Below are 15,909 nucleotides of genomic sequence, written 5' to 3' on the forward strand. Positions count from 1 at the left end.
TATGCTTCCAAAATTTTCCAGTAGGGCATTTTTAGCTCCTATGGCGGGAGTCAGTGATCCTGCTTTGAGATTGCAATGCAAAAAGATGGGAGCTGGATTGGTTGTAACTGAATTTACAAGCATTCACAGTATTATTGCAAAAGAAGAACAACTCAAAGAAAACATGAAGACAATTCAAGAGTTCATTGAATTCTCAGAACAAGAAAGGCCAATCTCTGTTCAATTGTTTGGATCTGATCTTTATGCATTAGAAAAGGCTGCAACTATTGTAGAGCCTTACTTTGACATCATTGATTACAACATGGGTTGTCCTGCACCACACATTACACAACAAATGGCAGGAGGAGCTCTACTCCAAGAAGTAAATCTCACACAAGAAATTTTCAAGACTCTAGTAAATGCTGTAAAAAAACCAGTAACTCTGAAGATTCGCTCCGGCGTTACTGAAGCAAGCAAATTTCTTTTTAGAGAAATTGCAAAGATTGCAGAAGACCAAGGGATTCAAATGATAACTTTTCATCCTAGAACTGTCAGTCAGGGATATTCTGGAAATGCAGATTGGAGATTAATCAAAGAACTCAAAGAAATTTCTAACATTCCTATAGTTGGAAATGGCGATATTGCTACTCCTGAAGATGCTAAAATGATGCTTGATGAGACTGGTTGTGATTATGTCATGATTGGCCGTGGTGCCATGGGAAATCCTTTCTTGTTTGAGCAGATTAATGATTACCTTAGGACTGGTTCATACAAGGAATACTCCTTCAAAGACAGACTGGATTCATTTTTTGATTATCTTTGTCTTACCAACCAATACAAAATCAAATTCTCTAATATCAAAAGTCAAGCCATGAGATTTACAAAAGGACTGAAGGGTGGCTCCAAACTCCGTTCTAAAATTACCTTTTCAAAAAATCTTGAAGAACTAGAAAAGATCATGCGTGAGGCATATTCTATATCTTAAATTTATTTTTAAATTTGGTAATTTTCTTTACAAGTGTTAATGGTTTTGACCAAAATAATATTGAATTTTTAAGTAAATCGGACTATTCTTATATATTTCAAGATGGCATTTTAGTTATGAAAATAGGAGTTGAATCATAATTGGCAACAGCTTATGTTCTCATAAACTGTGAGCTTGGTTCTGAAGAATCTGTAATATCAGAACTAAAATCTATTGAAGGTGTTGTTGAAGTTCATGGCACATTTGGTGCATATGACATTTTAGCAAAAGTTGAATCTGATCAGGTAGAAGCATTACGCGAAACTATTACTTGGAAGATTAGAAAAATCCCAAAAATTAGATCAACACTGACTCTAATGGGAATTGAAGGACAACAGTAACTTCAAAATCCTTTGCTTTTATACTTAGTTTGCAATAAGATAATATCCCTTCAAACAACATGTCCTCCAAAAGGATACCTCCTGAGAGGAAGTTTTCCTCTCAGCAGCTTTATTTCAAAATAGAACTGAATAAAATAAAATGATTAGAGGGCTTCAGAACCCGTCTTTTTAGATGCTATGTTTAGAGCACTTTCTACATTGGTGACTATGATAATTCCATCTCCACCTTTTCCTGTATAAGCTGCATCAGCAATTGCTGAGGTTACTTTCTCTACGTTTGAGTCATCTACTATTGTTGTTATTGTTGCAACTTTGTTATATTCTGCAGTGAAATGACCTGTACCTCTTCCTGATCTGATCTCTTGTCTTTTTCCAGAACCTCTACCATTGCCTTCTAAGATGGTATATCCTCCAACTAGATCTTTTATTGCATCAGAAACTGCACTTGTTTTGTCTGTTTGAACAGTTGCCTCGATTCGTTTCATTTGCATTTGTTTTTTTGTATTATTTAAAAAAGATCATATGTATTTTTTAGAATTTTATGATACATTGTTGGTTATTTCATAATCCTCTGGGCTTTTTAGTGTAGAAAAGAAGGAAAATTATGAAAAGTGACGAGAAGAGATCTCACAGACTAAACTATCTCCTAAAATGCTATTTGAGTAATCCTCAAGAAAATGCTCTATATCAAAGAGCAAAACAGATGGGCGTATCTGATTCTACTGCAAAAGACTACATCAGAACTGTCATTATCCAAGCACAGAAAATCTATGCAAAATAGTCTCAAACCCCCCTTTTTGATTAAATCTGCAATTAAGAGAAGTCATTCGTAATCTTAAACAAGGAATTCATAAATAATCATTATAGGAGAAAATACTCGTGGATACATTACTTGATGATGTAAAGGCCCTTTTGGAAAAAGACTTTGGCGATGATAGAATTCTAAAACAAATTCGTCGAGCTTGTGAAAATAATGAAGTAATTAGCAATTTTGAAAGAAATTATGTTAAAAAATTAGCAGAAAAACATCTTGGAAGAAAACCTGAAACTCCTGGACCTGTTCAAACATCTGTGGTTCCAGATGTAATATTGCCTGAAACTGCATCTGCTCAAAATACTATATCTGCTCAAAAAACACAAACAATCAGATCCCCTCCACCTAAAATTTCCTCTAGTTCCTCAAAGAACTCAAAACTAATGATTGGTATTGGTGCAGTCGCTTTGATAGTAATAGTTGCAGTTGCTGTATCCTTTAGTGGAATTTCTACTGGACCATCTAATGTTGTAAAGAATCCTACTGAAACAATTACAGAATCACTAGTGATTCAAACCGACTTTTCATCATATAACAACAAAGACATTATTTCAATAAATGGCATTTCAGATACAACTGGTTCGGTGAATCTGTCTATAGAGAACCAGAAAGGTGAACTTGTTTGGGCAGAACAACTTTCTCTAAAAAGTGATGGACGATATTCCACACTTGCAATTGCTGGTGGTCCTGGATGGGAAAGTTCTGGCACATATACTATCAAAGTAGATAATGGCGCTGAAACAAAATCTAGTACATTTTCATTTACAGCATAATTCTTTCAAATTCTTTCCAATGAGAATCAATGATATCTCTTAGCTTTTCTACGCTGATCTCTTCCATGTATTCGCGATAAACTATGTACTTGTTTTGTCGATTTGAATCCTCCCCGTAAATGTCGCTAGTATTTTTTGGAACTGCATTTGATTTCCATTGATTCATCTCAAAGACCCATACTGTTGCATCTGGATTTGAAAAATCAATATCATCGCATCCTACAACATACAGGTAGCATTTTGCTGATTGGTTTAGTTTTTCATGTAGCTTTTCATAGGCAATCATCTGTCCCTTTGCAATGTTTATCTTGTCGTTGTGAAATCCTTTGAATTCTAAAATGACGAATCCCCCCTTGTGCTCGATTAACCAGTCAATATCTGTGCCTCCTGAGGCTATCATCCCGTGTACGATGAGGTCTCCTAGTACTTCCCTTCCCCGAGTAAATTCTGATTCATCAAAAATCTGATATTTTGCTTTTTGACTTTTGCGAATAATCTGAGGCTTGTATTCGTTTTGTGCAGGTTCGTTTTTTTCGTAAATATTGTCAATCAAATCACTGGTCTCATTGGCCATAAAGTTTTGAATCAAAAACCTAATGATAAGAGAGTTTGTAAAATATAGTAAAGTTGTTCTATTTTTCTGGCTTATCTACAGAGAAATTCTCCGCCTGCACCTTTATACAAAATAAAATATTCCTCAGGATTCTTTCTTTCTTTTTTTGCATTTAGTGCATCTTGATACATTTCAAAATGCTCTACAAGATACAATTGGTTTCCTGGCTCTGAAAAATAATCAATCCCAATCAAATCAAACCCATTATCTGGAGTCAGTTTTTTCTTTTCTTCTTGAAAATTATCTTCAGTCAATCTATTGATCATAAATCATTAGATTTTTTTCTTCTAAGACTGAATGTAGATTGTGAACAGAACGATATACATCTGATTCTTTTTTGGCTCCTGTACAAACCAATTTACCTGATGCAAATAACAAGATTACAGTTTTAGGGTCAAGCATTCTGTGAATGAGTCCTGGAAATTGTTCTGGCTCATACATGCTTCTTGGTAATGTTCTTGCTGCTTTTTCTAGATGTATCTTTCCACCTAGATTAATTGCTGCAACAATATTTTGCACGGTAATTACTGCATCATTTTTTATTTTGATTTTTCCTTTTCTGAGCTTTTGAACAACAGTGTTTACAGCTTTGATTGCCATCTCTTCTGATTTTGCTCCTGTACAAACCATCTTTCCTGTTCTAAAAATCAAAGTTGCAGTTCTTGGACTCTTTAATCTGAAAACTAATCCTGGAAATTGTTCTGGATGATATTCAGTGTCTGGAAATTTTTCTGTAATTTCATTAAGGTCAATCTTTTGATCAACAGATGCTGATGCAACAACATTTTCAACACTCACAATGGGCTTTGTTTGAGGCATAACGAGGGACTTTAAATAGGCCCTTTATATATACTAGTCAAATTTTTTGGGAATGTTTGGGTTTGCTCAATGGTGGCCTATCCACTGATATCGATATTCTTCATCGATAATGTCTGTGACAATTTCTTTGTTCTTGATTTTTGTTTTAGGTAATGCCACATCAAAGAGTCCTAGTTGCCCCTTGTATGGGATGGGGATTCTAAATGATTTTGGGTTTTTTAGCAAAAACCCAAAAGTTCTGTCATGAAAATTTTTTGAAGCAAGATGGAATTCTTGGTCTTCTTTGACTTGTTTTAGAGTGTCATATTTTTTCACATCATAGATTTCCACTTTGCCAACAATTGCACCTGTGACAAATTTTTTGTCAATCTTTAATCTCTTACAATCTTCTTTTCTGATCTTTAATGGGGCATGTATTAGCAATTCTCCACGAAAATTTGTGTTCCATTTACGTAACTCGATTGTCTTTTTTCCTAGAATGATTAAATCAGCAAATGGTTGAGACACTGAAAGACATTTCAAATTATTCTCTAGCTACCTGAATGTATTCTCCAGGATTTTTGCCTCTTCCTTCAGGCAAATTTGTTATTCCTCCATTCAAACTTTGAGTAACTATTCCTTTGCTAGCCAAAACTTGTGCAGTCATAAGTGATGTATTTCCTGCCATACAGACTAGTAGTGATTTGCCTTTGGAACCTTCTAGCTCTTTGCTAAGTTCTTCAGGAACTTGTTGTGTTGATAATAGATTGTTAATGGTAGATGCTTTTGGTACAGTAATTTTTGATTTGTCAACGCCTAATGATTTTGCAATGATTTCAATTCCTTCTTCTTTAGGTGTGTATTGTGTGTGCACCCAAATGATATTGTCGTACTCGTCTGCAACAGCAGCTGCATCTTCTACTGATATTTTCATTGGAGGTTTATCTTGAGAGATTTGTTCAAAGTTCTTTCTGTATTTTTCAATTCCATCAGCAATCATGACTACTGCTTTTTTGATTTCTCCCTTGTATGCCATCTCTAGTGCTGCATAAAGCTCTAATGCACTGCTTTCACCAATGTCGTGTCCTTTGTCTACCATAAACTTGAGAAGGAATTTTACATTCTCAAAATCAATCTCATGCTCTGTATATGCTTCAGGATTGTACAATGTCAAGCCTTCAGCCTTGGATTTTGTTCTAATTCCTGCAACATCTTGGCCTAATGGTGGGAAAACAACATGAACTGCTTTTTTGTTGTATTTCTCAGACATGTATTTGCTCAGACCACCTGACGTGCCTCCTGTCCCAAATGAACAAAATAATGCATAATCTTCTAATGAATCGCCATTTTCGTGCAATTGCTGATCAATTTCAGGTGCAGTGACTGTATTGTGAATATCGATGTTTAATTCATTATCATATTGTTTTGGACAAAACATATTGTAAATCTCTGCAAGGAATCTTGCCAAATTAATGATGTCTTGTTTTGCTAGCAGTGCTTCTATTTCTTCAAGATTCTTGTCAAACACTTGAGGATCAAATCCCATCTCTGTTAATTGTGAGCGAATGTTTGCAGCTGTTGCCTTTGCGGCCATTTCATCTGCTTTGTTCTCCATTCCCGGAGCTGGACAAATGTCCATGTCTAAATCCATAATCTTGATATTTTCATTTCTTAATTCTTTGAATACGCCTTCTTGTAATTTTCTTGAAACAAGTGCAACTACAGTTACTCCCAGTTTTGATAAGAGACCTAATGCAATTCCAAAATTGCCTGACGTTGCTTCGATGACAATGCGTTTGCCGTTGCATTTGCCAGACTTGATTGCCTCATGAATTATGTGTGATGCTGCTCTTACCTTGATGGAGCCACTAAGTAACTCTGAATCAAACTTTCCATAAATTTTGAAATCTTTGTCATCTAGATTTAGTTTGTAGACACTTTTGGCACACTCTTTCAAATCTTGTGTTAGGTCTACTAGCGGTGTTGCATTTACAATCTTGTCTCCTTCTTTGTGTGGAATTTTATTCCATACTTCTTCTTCAAATTTTTGCAACAGTGCAGGATCGTAATTTTGATTTTCTGACAATTTCCAAAATCCTCTGTTTTTCTCTCAATAAAATATCTATAGAAAATTAGTTCAGCCTATTAGATATCTAAAATCTTGATGACCTTGTTTGGGATATCTCTAAGACGGCTTACTGCCATAGTTTTTTCATATCCTAAATGTCTTAGATTGTTTGCAATAGTTGTTGCTCTAACTGTATTTGGCCCAAGACCCAAGGCTGCCATACTAATTCCCAATCCTTTCAATGACTTTGTCATGTTTCTGACTGCATCAGGATCTGATGGTTCCCCGTCAGTTAATGTCAAGAAAATATCAGGTCTCTTTGATTGTAAAATTGGAAACATCTTATCATATACTTCTGCTAGGGGAGTTGAGCCATTAGCTACGATTTGAGCTAATCTCTTTGCAGTGACATTATTCCATTTCATGTTGTCTGGTTTGATAGACCAGCATACTACTGATCTGTTCTCTGTACTAAATGCATAGACTGCAAATTTTACTTTGAGATATGCTAATACTTCACAAAGAGCAAGTGTTGCTTTTTTGTATTCAATTGCATCTGAAGAAATACTAGATGAATGATCTAACAGAATGACAATTTTGGTTTTGATTGATTTTTTTATGTCTGTAAGAAATGGCTTGTTTCCTTCAATGTAGTTTTCCTCATCAAATTCATCACCTGAACTTAGATGTTGTTCTTTCCAACCTGTTTTCCATTCTTTGAATTTTGTTTTTAATCCGTTTATCAAACTCATGTCATAGATTGTTGTTTCATCCACATTTCGTGTTGATGGTATCTGAATTCCTATGGCTTCAGGCATCAGTCCCTTGTTTTCTGTCTTTTTGTCCTCATCTAACAAAACATTGTACTCATCAATTACATTGTCTCCTTTCAATATTGCAGCAGGATCTACATCACCAAAGTCGTCTTCCTTGTTTTTAGAAACTATCTTCAAAACTCTTAGGAGTTCTTCTTCAGACAATGGCATTCCTGCTTTCATAAATGGCAGTGATACTGGAATTGTTAGAAGAGAATCAATTTCTAAAATCTTGATAATTTCACTGACGTTTTTTTCAAGCCATTCTGTATCGTGGTTTTCTTCTATTGCTTTGGTTACCATTTTTTTGGCAAACGCATCTGCTTTTCTTATTCTCTCAAAGTGGCTTGATTGAACTTCTCCTTTTATTGCGCCAAACATAAAGTACTGATAAAACGCCTCAACTAGCCTTGCTTTTCCATAAATTGTGTGCAACTGGGGCCTTGAAACAAGCATGTAGGCATAATTGAAGATAATCTCGTTATCCATTCCTCTCCAAATCTTTCTGCCTAACTCTTCGATACGTCTTGTTTCCATTGTGTTTAGAATAAAACCAAATGCGTGATCATTGCTGAGTATTTTCTTGCAAAACTTTATTCTCATTGCCTCATACCATAATGAAGTTCTGAATTGTCTGTACTTTTGAAAATCACTCCCGATTCTTTTTTCTAATGGCGTTAAGATTACCTTGTTTTCTTTTAGTCTTGTTTTTGTCTCAACCTTATCTGAAATCTCTACAATTATGTTGTCTCTTTCAGACCATCTTCTAACAAGAAATGTGGCAATCTCTACTAGTGATTCGTTTTGAAGTTTGACTGATTGCATTTAGTTTCCAAACATTGAGGTAATGATGTCACTTACTTTTTGATACTCTATGTCTCCCCATTGTGTGTACACATTTCCAAAAACAAAATTGGCAGCTTCCTTTGCAGCCATTCCTCCATCTAACAATTTTGCAAAAGCAATTGTCTCCCTTAGACTTGGCGAATAAAACAACTCTTCAACTGCTGCTGCTTGTCTTAGTGTATTTGCTAGTTTGATTGCCTGAACTATCTCTGACTCGTGTTCTCCAGATACGTGTTTTTTTACAATCTCCAACTCTACTTCTTCAGGAGGATACTCTAATCTGATTCGAACTGGGAATCTGCTTAATAATTGTGGAGGTAATTCCTTTGTTCCACTGTGAGTTAATGGGTTAATTGTTGCAATGACAAACCAGTCATCTTTTGCTTTGACTACTTCGCCAGTTGCTTCTTTTAATGCAATTTGTCTTCTGTCATCTAGTGCTTCATCTAGTCTGAGCAAAACATCTGCTTCAGCAGAATTGATCTCATCAAGGTACAGCATACTTCCTTCTCTCATTGACTTTATCAAAACTCCTTCTTCAAAACTCACAGTTCCATCAGTGAGTGTTTTGGTTCCAACTAGATGGCTCTCTCTTGTTCTGAGACTAAAGTTGATTGATTCAAGGTTGATTCCTTTGCTCTTTGCAAAATCTCTTACTAGTGATGTCTTACCTGTGCCCTTTGGTCCTATGATTAGCACAAAAAGTCCTGCATCATATGCCTTGTTGAGAGTTTGAATTGAATTATTCCAATCTAGATACTGAACTTCTTCCAAAGTACGTTTTCATTGATTTTGACAATATTTATTGTTAGATCTATTTTCCAAATGCTTCTACTTTTGCAAAAGATGCATCGAGTCTTTGATGGAGTGTTTTGTTCCATTCATCAAAACCAGATGGGTCTTTTGGATATTTTTCATAATGCTCTACTAGCCATTGGTTTTCTTTTGATGTGTATCTTAATCCGTCTGCAACTGTCTTGTTCATTGCACCTCTGATAATCATTCCAATCTTTCCTAATCCTGAAAAGTCTGGGTGTTCACCTTTACTGATGGATTCAACATCCATGTTTCCCAAAAAGTGTTTCATACCATAACTGATTTGCTCGTTTGTCATTTGTTGAACTAGTCTTCTAAACAATTCTAGACCTGCAGTCTTGTAACCATACTCTTTAATGAAATCTAAATTGTATTGCCATAGACTTGCTTCTGAAAAGTCATTTGCTTCAAGTGCTTGTGCAACATTGTTTCCTAGAATTGTTCCTGCAATCAATGCTGGACCGATTCCTCCTGCATCAATTGGTTTTGGCATCCATGCAGAATCTCCAACCATCATGTATCCGGCAGAAACCATACAATCGTTTTGTCTTCTAACTGAAACTTGGAAAATTCCTGAATTGTTGTTAATGTCTTCAGGGTCTTGTGAAAGTTTTGGATTTTTAATTACAGTGTTTCTGTTCAAGTATTCTTTCATCAAAGATTCAACATTGTCTTTTTTGCCTAATCGTTTGTTTCTTCTTTCTAAAAGTGATTTTTCAACACCTAGACCGATGTTTACTTTGTTTTCTGCTTTAGGAAATACCCATCCGTATCCGCCTGGAGCAATGTCTTGGTCTAAATGAATAATACAATAATCTGGATCAAACTCTGTTAGATCTTTTTGTCCTGGTTCAAAATACATAATGTATCTGCCAGTTGATTCCAAGTCTCGTCTGTCGATTCTCTTTTCTACTTTGGTAGAGTTCTTCAGTCCGCTTCTAAGCATGGATGCGACACCTGTAGCATCAATGACAATTTTTGCTGTCTTCTTAAATGGCTCATTTGTCTTGCTGTCTGTTCCCTGAACTCCTACAACTTGCTGACCTTCGTAAATTAGACCTGAAAGATTTTTTTCAAACTCAAACTCGATTCCCATTTTTTTACATCTTTCATTTTGAATCTCTGGTAACTTTTGACGATTCAACATGTATCCTGCACCATCAAATGGAATTGCAGTTTCTTTATCTGGAGAAAATGCCATTACACCTTTTACATCATGTTCGATTTCTGGTCTGGTCCATTGAACCTTGATTCTCTCTGACATATAGTCAACTGCTTCTTTAGAGCATGCATCTCCACAGACCCAGCCAGACAATGACTTTCTACCTGGTAATGATGCAGAGTTTCTGTCAACGACTAGAATCTTTGCGTTCTGATTTGTATAATGAGAAATAGCTTGAGCTGTAATTGTACCTGCAAGGCCTCCACCTGCGACTATAACATCGTAATCTGCCACGATAAGGGGTTTGCCTGTCCGTATTTAAAATAATACCATGAAATTGTCTAAGGAATAGTATGTTTTTGGTAAATTGATCGATTCAAAATTTGGGGTCGGTTCGTCGCGGCGTCTTCAAAGCTTTCGCTCAGACTGGAGCGGCTGTTATCTCCTCATTCCCAACTGATAATGTGATTTTATTCTATTTAATCTAGTTGGCAATTTGAAAAATTTCTGTAAATGTTTTGATGGTATCTTTTTTGTTGTATACTGGTGTGTGGATTTTTAATTTGATCGTGTCTTTTTCACTTAGTGTGACATTGCCTTTTACTAATTCCTGTTTGTCTAATCTCATGTGAAATCTTGAATCAACTGTCCTCTCTTCAATCTCGTCGATTAACTCCTCAACCTGCTCTGGTGGCAGCAACTCTACTAGTTTTTTTAGAAAATTTAGAGCCTGTTTTTTGACAATTTTTGCATAAAGTAAAAGAATCGGATTATCATAGTGACCTGTAGTTTCATTAACTGTAAAATCCTCTTCCTTTAGTTCTAGTATCTCAAAGGATTGGAAAATTTTTGAAATGTCTTCAGTTGCATGAACTATGGCATCAATTGTAATCTCTATCTTATCATTCATGATTGTACTAGGATATGATTAATTGATTATGCTTCAAGCAAAACTGTTTCTTTCTCAGCAGTTCTGATGAGTTTGACTTTCTCAAGACCTACATGTCTTACTCTGATGACTTTTTTGAATGCAGCCATAATGTCTGAGTTAATCTTACTGTAACATGTTGCTTGAACAAATTGCTCAATTGTCATTTCTGGAACTTGTTTGTTAATTACATCTCTTGCAATTAATCGAAGTGCGTGCTTTCTAGATGTGTTAAGTTGTCTGTGGGTCAAAGCAATTACTTTGATTCTAAAGATGTATCCATCTTTTGTTTTGACATCAATAATGAAATTAATTTTTGATGAACCACGTCTTACTAGACTGCGCAAAAATTCTTTTGAATATTCATATCTCTTGAAGATTGTTGATGCTTTGTCTCCATCAACTTTGTCAACTTGGAAATAGATCTTGTATTGGTGTTGTGAAGGATCTCCTTTTAGAATATCATAAAGTGTAACCTCTAAAACTCTGCCAGATGCATTTTCATCATCTGTAATTGGTACATATCCAATTGGTACGTTGTTAAATGAATCTGGAGCATTTACAGTAATCCAGCGTTTTTCTCGCCACTTGTCCTTTACTCTACCTTTTCTACGTGCCAATTATTATCGACCTTCAAACCCAAAATATAAGGGTATGTCACTAGATCTCTTTCTGGTTTCCCATATAGCTCTGTAAAACCTGAGGGATTTTGATATGGCCGTCTTTTGTCTGGAAATTCTCCATAATTGAGACCAATACTCTGGTAGTAGCTACTAGTGTGCTGTTTAGCGTGTGCAGATACTGCGTGTCTTCATTTGTTTTGTCCCTGAATCTGATCTTTAGTCTTCTTGCTTGGTAGTCCAAACAGTTTGAGCATGATACTATTTCTCTGTAGGAATTTTGTCCTGCCATCCATGCCTCAATATCATATGTCTTGGCTGAAATCTTTCCCATGTCTCCAGTTGACAACAACATGACTCTGTGCGGAATTTCTAATTTCTGATAAAATTCTTCAGCTACTGCTAGCATCTTTTCATGCTCTTTCCAAGAATCTTCTGGTCTTGCAAAAACAAACTGCTCAATCTTGTCAAACTGGTGTACTCTGAAAATTCCTTTTTGATCACGTCCATGTGCTCCTGCCTCTTTTCTAAAACATGGACTAACTCCTGCATATCTTATGGGGAGATCTTTTCCTTCTATGATCTCTTTTGAGTGCATTGCTGCCATTGCATGCTCTGATGTTCCAATCATGTAGAGGTCTTCTTCTTCTACTTTGTAGATTACCTCCTCAAAATCATCTGCAATCACTGCACCTTCCATTGATGTGCGATTAATCATGTATGGGGGCTGAACAAGCGAATATTCTTTTTCTGTTAGAAAATCTAATGCAAAATGAATTAGTGATTGGTTTAGTCTTACTAGATCATTTTTGAGATAATAGAATCTTGCCCCTGCGACTTTGGCTGCCCTCTCTAAATCAACTAGATCCAAATTCTCAGATATGTCAATGTGATCATTTATCTTAAAATCAAACTGAGGAATCTCTCCCCACTTTCTCATTTCTTTGTTGGCAGTTTCATCTGCTCCAACTGGAACTGACTCGTGAACCAAGTTTGGTATTGTTAATGCTAATTTGGAATACTTGTTTTCAATACTTTCTTGCTCTGATTCTAATTTTGCAAGTTCTGCTGAGACGTTTTTCATTTCTGCTAAAATTGATGACGTGTCTTCTCCTGCCTTTTTCTTTTGAGAAATCTCATTGCCTATCTCGTTTCTCCTTTTTTTGAATTCATCAGTCTTGATGATGAACTCCCTTCTCTTTTGGTCAGACTCGATTAATCCATCCAAGTCAAAATCTACTGCCCTTGCTTTGAGCATATCTCTGATAATCTGTGGCTTTTCTTTGAGCAGTTTGGGGTCTAGCATTATTCAATCACCTTTAGTGCGACCTGGATATGGTCCATCACTTCATCTATTGTCCCGATTAACTGTTTCATGTTCTTCTTACTTTCAAAATTAAAAACTAGTTTGTTATCAACATTTTCAACATTAAGACTCAACCCTTCTGGAAAATCTACATTATCTGGTTCTAGTGCTTTTTTGACAGTTTCAGCCTTTTCTTTTGAAATGTTATTGAGAGCTATCTGCACTTGACACGTTAACGACATTTACTTCTAAATAATTGAGGAATTCATCTAATTTGTCTTTAGTTATTTTTGCGCCAGCTGCTGCATTGTGACCTCCTCCAATACCATCAAATTTTTCAGCGCCTGTTCTCATCAATTCGCTTAGGTTGATATCTGATGTGCAACCAAATGATTTTCTTGATGAAAACTTGATTGTGTTTTCTTCTCCCTTTGTCCTCAAAATTACAATTTTTCCTGAATTCTTTGGAGACCCTGCAATTAGAGATGAGATAGTTCCTGTCATTGTTTCAGGGACAATGTCTTCTCCATTTACCATCACACATGTCTCACTTTCTGAAATCCTCCATCTCTCATTTGCTAGGATGTTCATGTATTCTCTGATCATCTTTCTATAATCAGTCAAGATGGTCTCTCCTTCTCTTAGGATCTTGTTTCTATCTCCCATACAGATTGCCATTCCGACTCCAGAGCGGTTAATTCTTCCACAAGAGTTTAGCATAGTTGAAAACTCTCTGCCGTCTCTGAGGAAACTTCTCTTGTCTTCTCTTGGAAATGTGTATGTGTATCCAATTAATTCTGACATAATTTCAGTGGCATTTTTTCCTGCCGTGAATTTGGTGATTGACTCGATGACTTGTCTCTTTTCTTCCTCGTCTAGTTCTGCTGGAACTCTCCATCTGCCCCCGTCTTTTAGCTCAATTCCAGATGAATTTAGCAAAGAAAGGCAAGCATCCCTATTCCAAGTCAGTCCTTCAATAAATGGCTGTGATGTAAATGCAAGAGCGTCTGGGAGAGGTCTTGTCTCTCTTCCGACCAATAACAGGTCCAAGTCAATCTCAACTAATCCTAACTCTTTTGCAGTATTTGCAATCTCAAAATTCTTTCCAGTAAATGATTTTCTTTCTCCTTGGTCTTGTCTGTCCCCTAGTGCTGAGACTACTGCAATTGATGACAAATCAGAATTTTTCTCATCTAGTGCCATGGATGCAAGATATGCCATACCACCTGCACAAATCTCCAGTCCTCCATCAATTCCATATTTCCATGCATTGATGACATTTTGATTGTCCATCTCTTCATCTGAAATCTGGTGATGATCCAAGACAACCCAATTATCTCCAAGTGTCTCGTTGAGGTTTTTTGCAAAACCTCCTCCAAGATCAGTAACTATGTGAAAATCTCTGGAATCTGTTTTGAAAGATTCTACGACATTTTTACTAAATTCTTTTGATGTTCTAACAGTACAATTTGCCCCTGCTCTGATTAGGGCTTTGGTAATGATACTTCCAGATGTTAATCCATCACAATCAATGTGGGTTGTAACAAAAATTGATTTTTTTGATCTTATACAATCTGAAACCTTATCTTTGAAAAACGAAAGTGACTCATCAAGTGATTTTGCCATTACTCTAATTGAGCTACTACTGATTTATATTTCCAAGTTGCTGGAATTCTGCCAATTCTTTTGTAGTAGACTGATAATCTGTGAACTTTGGCTTCGATTAGTTCCAAAGATCTAACATTTCTTCTGTCTCCTTTGTTGTTTTTGAGATGTTTTTGAAGACCTACTGCCTTTTTGACAATGTTTTCCAAGTCTTCAGGCATTTCTGATTTCAAATCATTTTCTTCTAAAATCTCTCCAACTGTCTTTTTTGTAATTGGTTTGATTAGTGGGATTGAATGTTGGTCTCTTAACTTAATTCCAATTTGACTAGGAGTTAGTCCATCTTTGGAATATTTGATAACTAGTTCTTCAATTTCTGCAGGACTTTGTGTGATCCATGAAGGTGCACGAAGAGTAGCTGGTCTAATGGAATGTGACTTTCCATGTCTGTGTGTATGCATTCTTCCCATAATTTGGCTCACTAAAGTACAGAATTAAACGTTACTTATACTGATCTCGTACATTATTCGAAATTTGGGGTCCAGAATAAAGTTTTAAATAAGTACTATTCGTCCAATCGATTAGGTAAACGGTATGAATACAAAAGTACTCTTAACAGCAACCATGCTATCTGTATTTTTCTTCGGTGCCATCGGTGCAGCTTCCGTTGCATTTGCCCAGTACATGGGTAACGTTGGTGGAGAAGGAGAGACAGGCGCTTATACCTTAGAAGAAGCACTTGAGATTCAAAGAAGAAGAATCGAAGCTGCTGAAGCAAACCCATCTTCTGGTTCAGGAACTCCATACCTTGATGCTAGTGGTGTAGTCGGTGCAGCAGTTATTGCAGGTGCAGTCTTTGGTGGTATTGCAGGAGCTTTCTTCATTAGAGGAAGATCTGGCAAATACGCAGCAATGGGTAGAGGATAAAATACCTCACTTTTCTCTTATTTTATTATTTGACCTTTAGCGTATGCTGATCTCGTACTTTGTGAAAATAAAAGAAATGTATATATCGCAGAAATTAAGCCAAAATATACATGACTCCTATCGTAGGAACTTTCCTTAGCATCCTGTCTTCATTAACAGGACAACTAGGACCAAACTATGATCCATTATTCTATGATGTAATGATTTACATCTTCGGAACCATGATGTTCACAATATTCCTTCTAGGAATTATCTCATTCTGGTTACGTGTTCACGGATGGGCATACAAAGACAACCGTGAGAGATGGGTCGACGAATTGGACAGACACTTTGAAAGAGAAGGTATCGGTCTTATTCCAGACAACGGAAAATACTGGTAGAAATCTACCTTTATCATTTTCATTATTTTTAATTCCTTAAAACAATCTAGCTCTAACGCATTTTTGAAATTTCTTTAAATTTTACAAAGTCTGC

General features: G+C 36.1%; 21 protein-coding genes. 6 read left to right on the plus strand and 15 right to left on the minus strand.

Features of this window, described 5'->3' with window-relative positions; all coding sequences use genetic code 11:
- Position 1 precedes the first annotated feature (1 nt).
- Positions 2 to 964 (plus strand): tRNA dihydrouridine synthase DusB, encoded by a 963-nt coding sequence (gene dusB, locus Nisw_RS06290; RefSeq protein WP_141977481.1) that lies wholly within the window; start codon positions 2 to 4, stop codon positions 962 to 964.
- Positions 965 to 1,104: 140 nt separating this feature from the next.
- Entirely contained in the window at positions 1,105 to 1,344 is a 240-nt protein-coding gene (locus Nisw_RS06295; protein WP_141977483.1) for an Lrp/AsnC family transcriptional regulator, read from the plus strand.
- A gap of 143 nt (positions 1,345 to 1,487) precedes the next feature.
- On the opposite strand, the gene Nisw_RS06300 is transcribed toward Nisw_RS06295, so the two are convergent.
- Positions 1,488 to 1,829, minus strand: a complete 342-nt coding sequence (locus Nisw_RS06300; protein ID WP_141977485.1) for a P-II family nitrogen regulator — start codon at positions 1,827 to 1,829, stop codon at positions 1,488 to 1,490.
- Between the two features lie 119 nt (positions 1,830 to 1,948).
- Between Nisw_RS06300 and Nisw_RS09200 the strand changes: the two genes are divergently transcribed.
- Together Nisw_RS09200 and Nisw_RS06305 are read left to right on the plus strand one after the other, a co-directional pair.
- Positions 1,949 to 2,125 carry a hypothetical protein gene (locus Nisw_RS09200; protein WP_185736587.1) on the plus strand — a complete coding sequence of 59 codons (177 nt, stop codon included), beginning with the start codon at positions 1,949 to 1,951 and terminating at the stop codon, positions 2,123 to 2,125.
- 98 nt (positions 2,126 to 2,223) lie between these two features.
- Positions 2,224 to 2,931 (plus strand): hypothetical protein, encoded by a 708-nt coding sequence (locus Nisw_RS06305; protein WP_185736588.1) that lies wholly within the window; start codon positions 2,224 to 2,226, stop codon positions 2,929 to 2,931.
- On the opposite strand, the gene Nisw_RS06310 is transcribed toward Nisw_RS06305, so the two are convergent.
- The 14 genes from Nisw_RS06310 to Nisw_RS06375 form a co-directional block, all read right to left on the minus strand.
- Positions 2,921 to 3,505 (minus strand): hypothetical protein, encoded by a 585-nt coding sequence (locus Nisw_RS06310; protein WP_141977489.1) that lies wholly within the window; start codon positions 3,503 to 3,505, stop codon positions 2,921 to 2,923. The two genes, Nisw_RS06305 and Nisw_RS06310, sit on opposite strands and share 11 nt — an antisense overlap.
- Positions 3,506 to 3,576: 71 nt before the next feature.
- Positions 3,577 to 3,798, minus strand: a complete 222-nt coding sequence (locus Nisw_RS06315) for a hypothetical protein (protein ID WP_141977491.1) — start codon at positions 3,796 to 3,798, stop codon at positions 3,577 to 3,579.
- Position 3,799: 1 nt separating this feature from the next.
- Complete coding sequence (locus tag Nisw_RS06320) at positions 3,800 to 4,363, minus strand: TATA-box-binding protein (protein ID WP_014963892.1); 564 nt, start codon at positions 4,361 to 4,363, stop codon at positions 3,800 to 3,802.
- 66 nt (positions 4,364 to 4,429) lie between these two features.
- On the minus strand, positions 4,430 to 4,885 hold the full coding sequence (locus Nisw_RS06325) for an ASCH domain-containing protein (protein ID WP_185736589.1): 456 nt from the start codon (positions 4,883 to 4,885) through the stop codon (positions 4,430 to 4,432).
- Between the two features lies 1 nt (position 4,886).
- The gene (locus Nisw_RS06330) at positions 4,887 to 6,428 is read right to left on the minus strand and encodes a pyridoxal-phosphate dependent enzyme (RefSeq protein WP_141977493.1); all 1,542 of its coding nucleotides are present in this window, start codon (positions 6,426 to 6,428) and stop codon (positions 4,887 to 4,889) included.
- A 59-nt stretch (positions 6,429 to 6,487) separates the two neighbouring features.
- Positions 6,488 to 8,050: a vWA domain-containing protein gene (locus tag Nisw_RS06335; protein ID WP_141977495.1), complete on the minus strand. Its 1,563-nt coding sequence runs from the start codon at positions 8,048 to 8,050 to the stop codon at positions 6,488 to 6,490.
- Entirely contained in the window at positions 8,051 to 8,845 is a 795-nt protein-coding gene (locus Nisw_RS06340; protein ID WP_141977497.1) for a MoxR family ATPase, read from the minus strand.
- 40 nt (positions 8,846 to 8,885) lie between these two features.
- Positions 8,886 to 10,343, minus strand: coding sequence for an NAD(P)/FAD-dependent oxidoreductase (locus Nisw_RS06345; protein WP_141977499.1), 1,458 nt, complete (start codon positions 10,341 to 10,343; stop codon positions 8,886 to 8,888).
- Positions 10,344 to 10,533: 190 nt separating this feature from the next.
- On the minus strand, positions 10,534 to 10,959 hold the full coding sequence (locus Nisw_RS06350) for an RNA-binding domain-containing protein (RefSeq protein ID WP_141977501.1): 426 nt from the start codon (positions 10,957 to 10,959) through the stop codon (positions 10,534 to 10,536).
- A 26-nt stretch (positions 10,960 to 10,985) separates the two neighbouring features.
- A complete protein-coding gene (locus Nisw_RS06355; protein ID WP_141977503.1) occupies positions 10,986 to 11,597 on the minus strand; it encodes a 30S ribosomal protein S3ae in 612 nt (203 codons plus the stop codon).
- A gap of 40 nt (positions 11,598 to 11,637) precedes the next feature.
- Positions 11,638 to 12,903 carry a serine--tRNA ligase gene (gene serS, locus Nisw_RS06360; RefSeq protein ID WP_141977505.1) on the minus strand — a complete coding sequence of 422 codons (1,266 nt, stop codon included), beginning with the start codon at positions 12,901 to 12,903 and terminating at the stop codon, positions 11,638 to 11,640.
- Positions 12,903 to 13,145 carry a KEOPS complex subunit Pcc1 gene (locus Nisw_RS06365; protein WP_141977507.1) on the minus strand — a complete coding sequence of 81 codons (243 nt, stop codon included), beginning with the start codon at positions 13,143 to 13,145 and terminating at the stop codon, positions 12,903 to 12,905. The genes serS and Nisw_RS06365 overlap by 1 nt, the downstream gene beginning before the upstream one ends.
- Positions 13,108 to 14,529: a DHHA1 domain-containing protein gene (locus Nisw_RS06370; RefSeq protein WP_141977509.1), complete on the minus strand. Its 1,422-nt coding sequence runs from the start codon at positions 14,527 to 14,529 to the stop codon at positions 13,108 to 13,110. Before Nisw_RS06370 ends, Nisw_RS06365 begins: the two co-directional genes overlap by 38 nt.
- On the minus strand, positions 14,529 to 14,978 hold the full coding sequence (locus Nisw_RS06375) for a 30S ribosomal protein S15 (RefSeq protein WP_141977510.1): 450 nt from the start codon (positions 14,976 to 14,978) through the stop codon (positions 14,529 to 14,531). The genes Nisw_RS06370 and Nisw_RS06375 overlap by 1 nt, the downstream gene beginning before the upstream one ends.
- Before the next feature lie 124 nt (positions 14,979 to 15,102).
- Here Nisw_RS06375 and Nisw_RS06380 point away from each other — a divergent pair, with 124 nt between their 5' ends.
- Entirely contained in the window at positions 15,103 to 15,435 is a 333-nt protein-coding gene (locus tag Nisw_RS06380; protein WP_014963881.1) for a hypothetical protein, read from the plus strand.
- Positions 15,436 to 15,545: 110 nt separating this feature from the next.
- A complete protein-coding gene (locus Nisw_RS06385; RefSeq protein WP_014963880.1) occupies positions 15,546 to 15,815 on the plus strand; it encodes a hypothetical protein in 270 nt (89 codons plus the stop codon).
- Positions 15,816 to 15,909 lie beyond the last annotated feature (94 nt).

The organism is Candidatus Nitrosopumilus sp. SW (assembly GCF_006740685.1).
Classification (GTDB): domain Archaea; phylum Thermoproteota; class Nitrososphaeria; order Nitrososphaerales; family Nitrosopumilaceae; genus Nitrosopumilus.

Excerpts from the sequence above, each read along its gene's own strand:
- dusB (WP_141977481.1), top strand. The coding sequence starts at position 2 with ATGCTTCCAAAATTTTCCAGTAGGGCATTTTTAGCTCCTATGGCGGGA.
- Nisw_RS06300 (WP_141977485.1), bottom strand. The coding sequence starts at position 1,829 with ATGAAACGAATCGAGGCAACTGTTCAAACAGACAAAACAAGTGCAGTT.
- Nisw_RS09200 (WP_185736587.1), top strand. The coding sequence starts at position 1,949 with ATGAAAAGTGACGAGAAGAGATCTCACAGACTAAACTATCTCCTAAAA.
- Nisw_RS06310 (WP_141977489.1), bottom strand. The coding sequence starts at position 3,505 with ATGGCCAATGAGACCAGTGATTTGATTGACAATATTTACGAAAAAAAC.
- Nisw_RS06320 (WP_014963892.1), bottom strand. The coding sequence starts at position 4,363 with ATGCCTCAAACAAAGCCCATTGTGAGTGTTGAAAATGTTGTTGCATCA.
- Nisw_RS06335 (WP_141977495.1), bottom strand. The coding sequence starts at position 8,050 with ATGCAATCAGTCAAACTTCAAAACGAATCACTAGTAGAGATTGCCACA.
- Nisw_RS06350 (WP_141977501.1), bottom strand. The coding sequence starts at position 10,959 with ATGAATGATAAGATAGAGATTACAATTGATGCCATAGTTCATGCAACT.
- serS (WP_141977505.1), bottom strand. The coding sequence starts at position 12,903 with ATGCTAGACCCCAAACTGCTCAAAGAAAAGCCACAGATTATCAGAGAT.
- Nisw_RS06365 (WP_141977507.1), bottom strand. The coding sequence starts at position 13,145 with ATGTCGTTAACGTGTCAAGTGCAGATAGCTCTCAATAACATTTCAAAA.
- Nisw_RS06370 (WP_141977509.1), bottom strand. The coding sequence starts at position 14,529 with ATGGCAAAATCACTTGATGAGTCACTTTCGTTTTTCAAAGATAAGGTT.
- Nisw_RS06375 (WP_141977510.1), bottom strand. The coding sequence starts at position 14,978 with ATGGGAAGAATGCATACACACAGACATGGAAAGTCACATTCCATTAGA.
- Nisw_RS06380 (WP_014963881.1), top strand. The coding sequence starts at position 15,103 with ATGAATACAAAAGTACTCTTAACAGCAACCATGCTATCTGTATTTTTC.
- Nisw_RS06385 (WP_014963880.1), top strand. The coding sequence starts at position 15,546 with ATGACTCCTATCGTAGGAACTTTCCTTAGCATCCTGTCTTCATTAACA.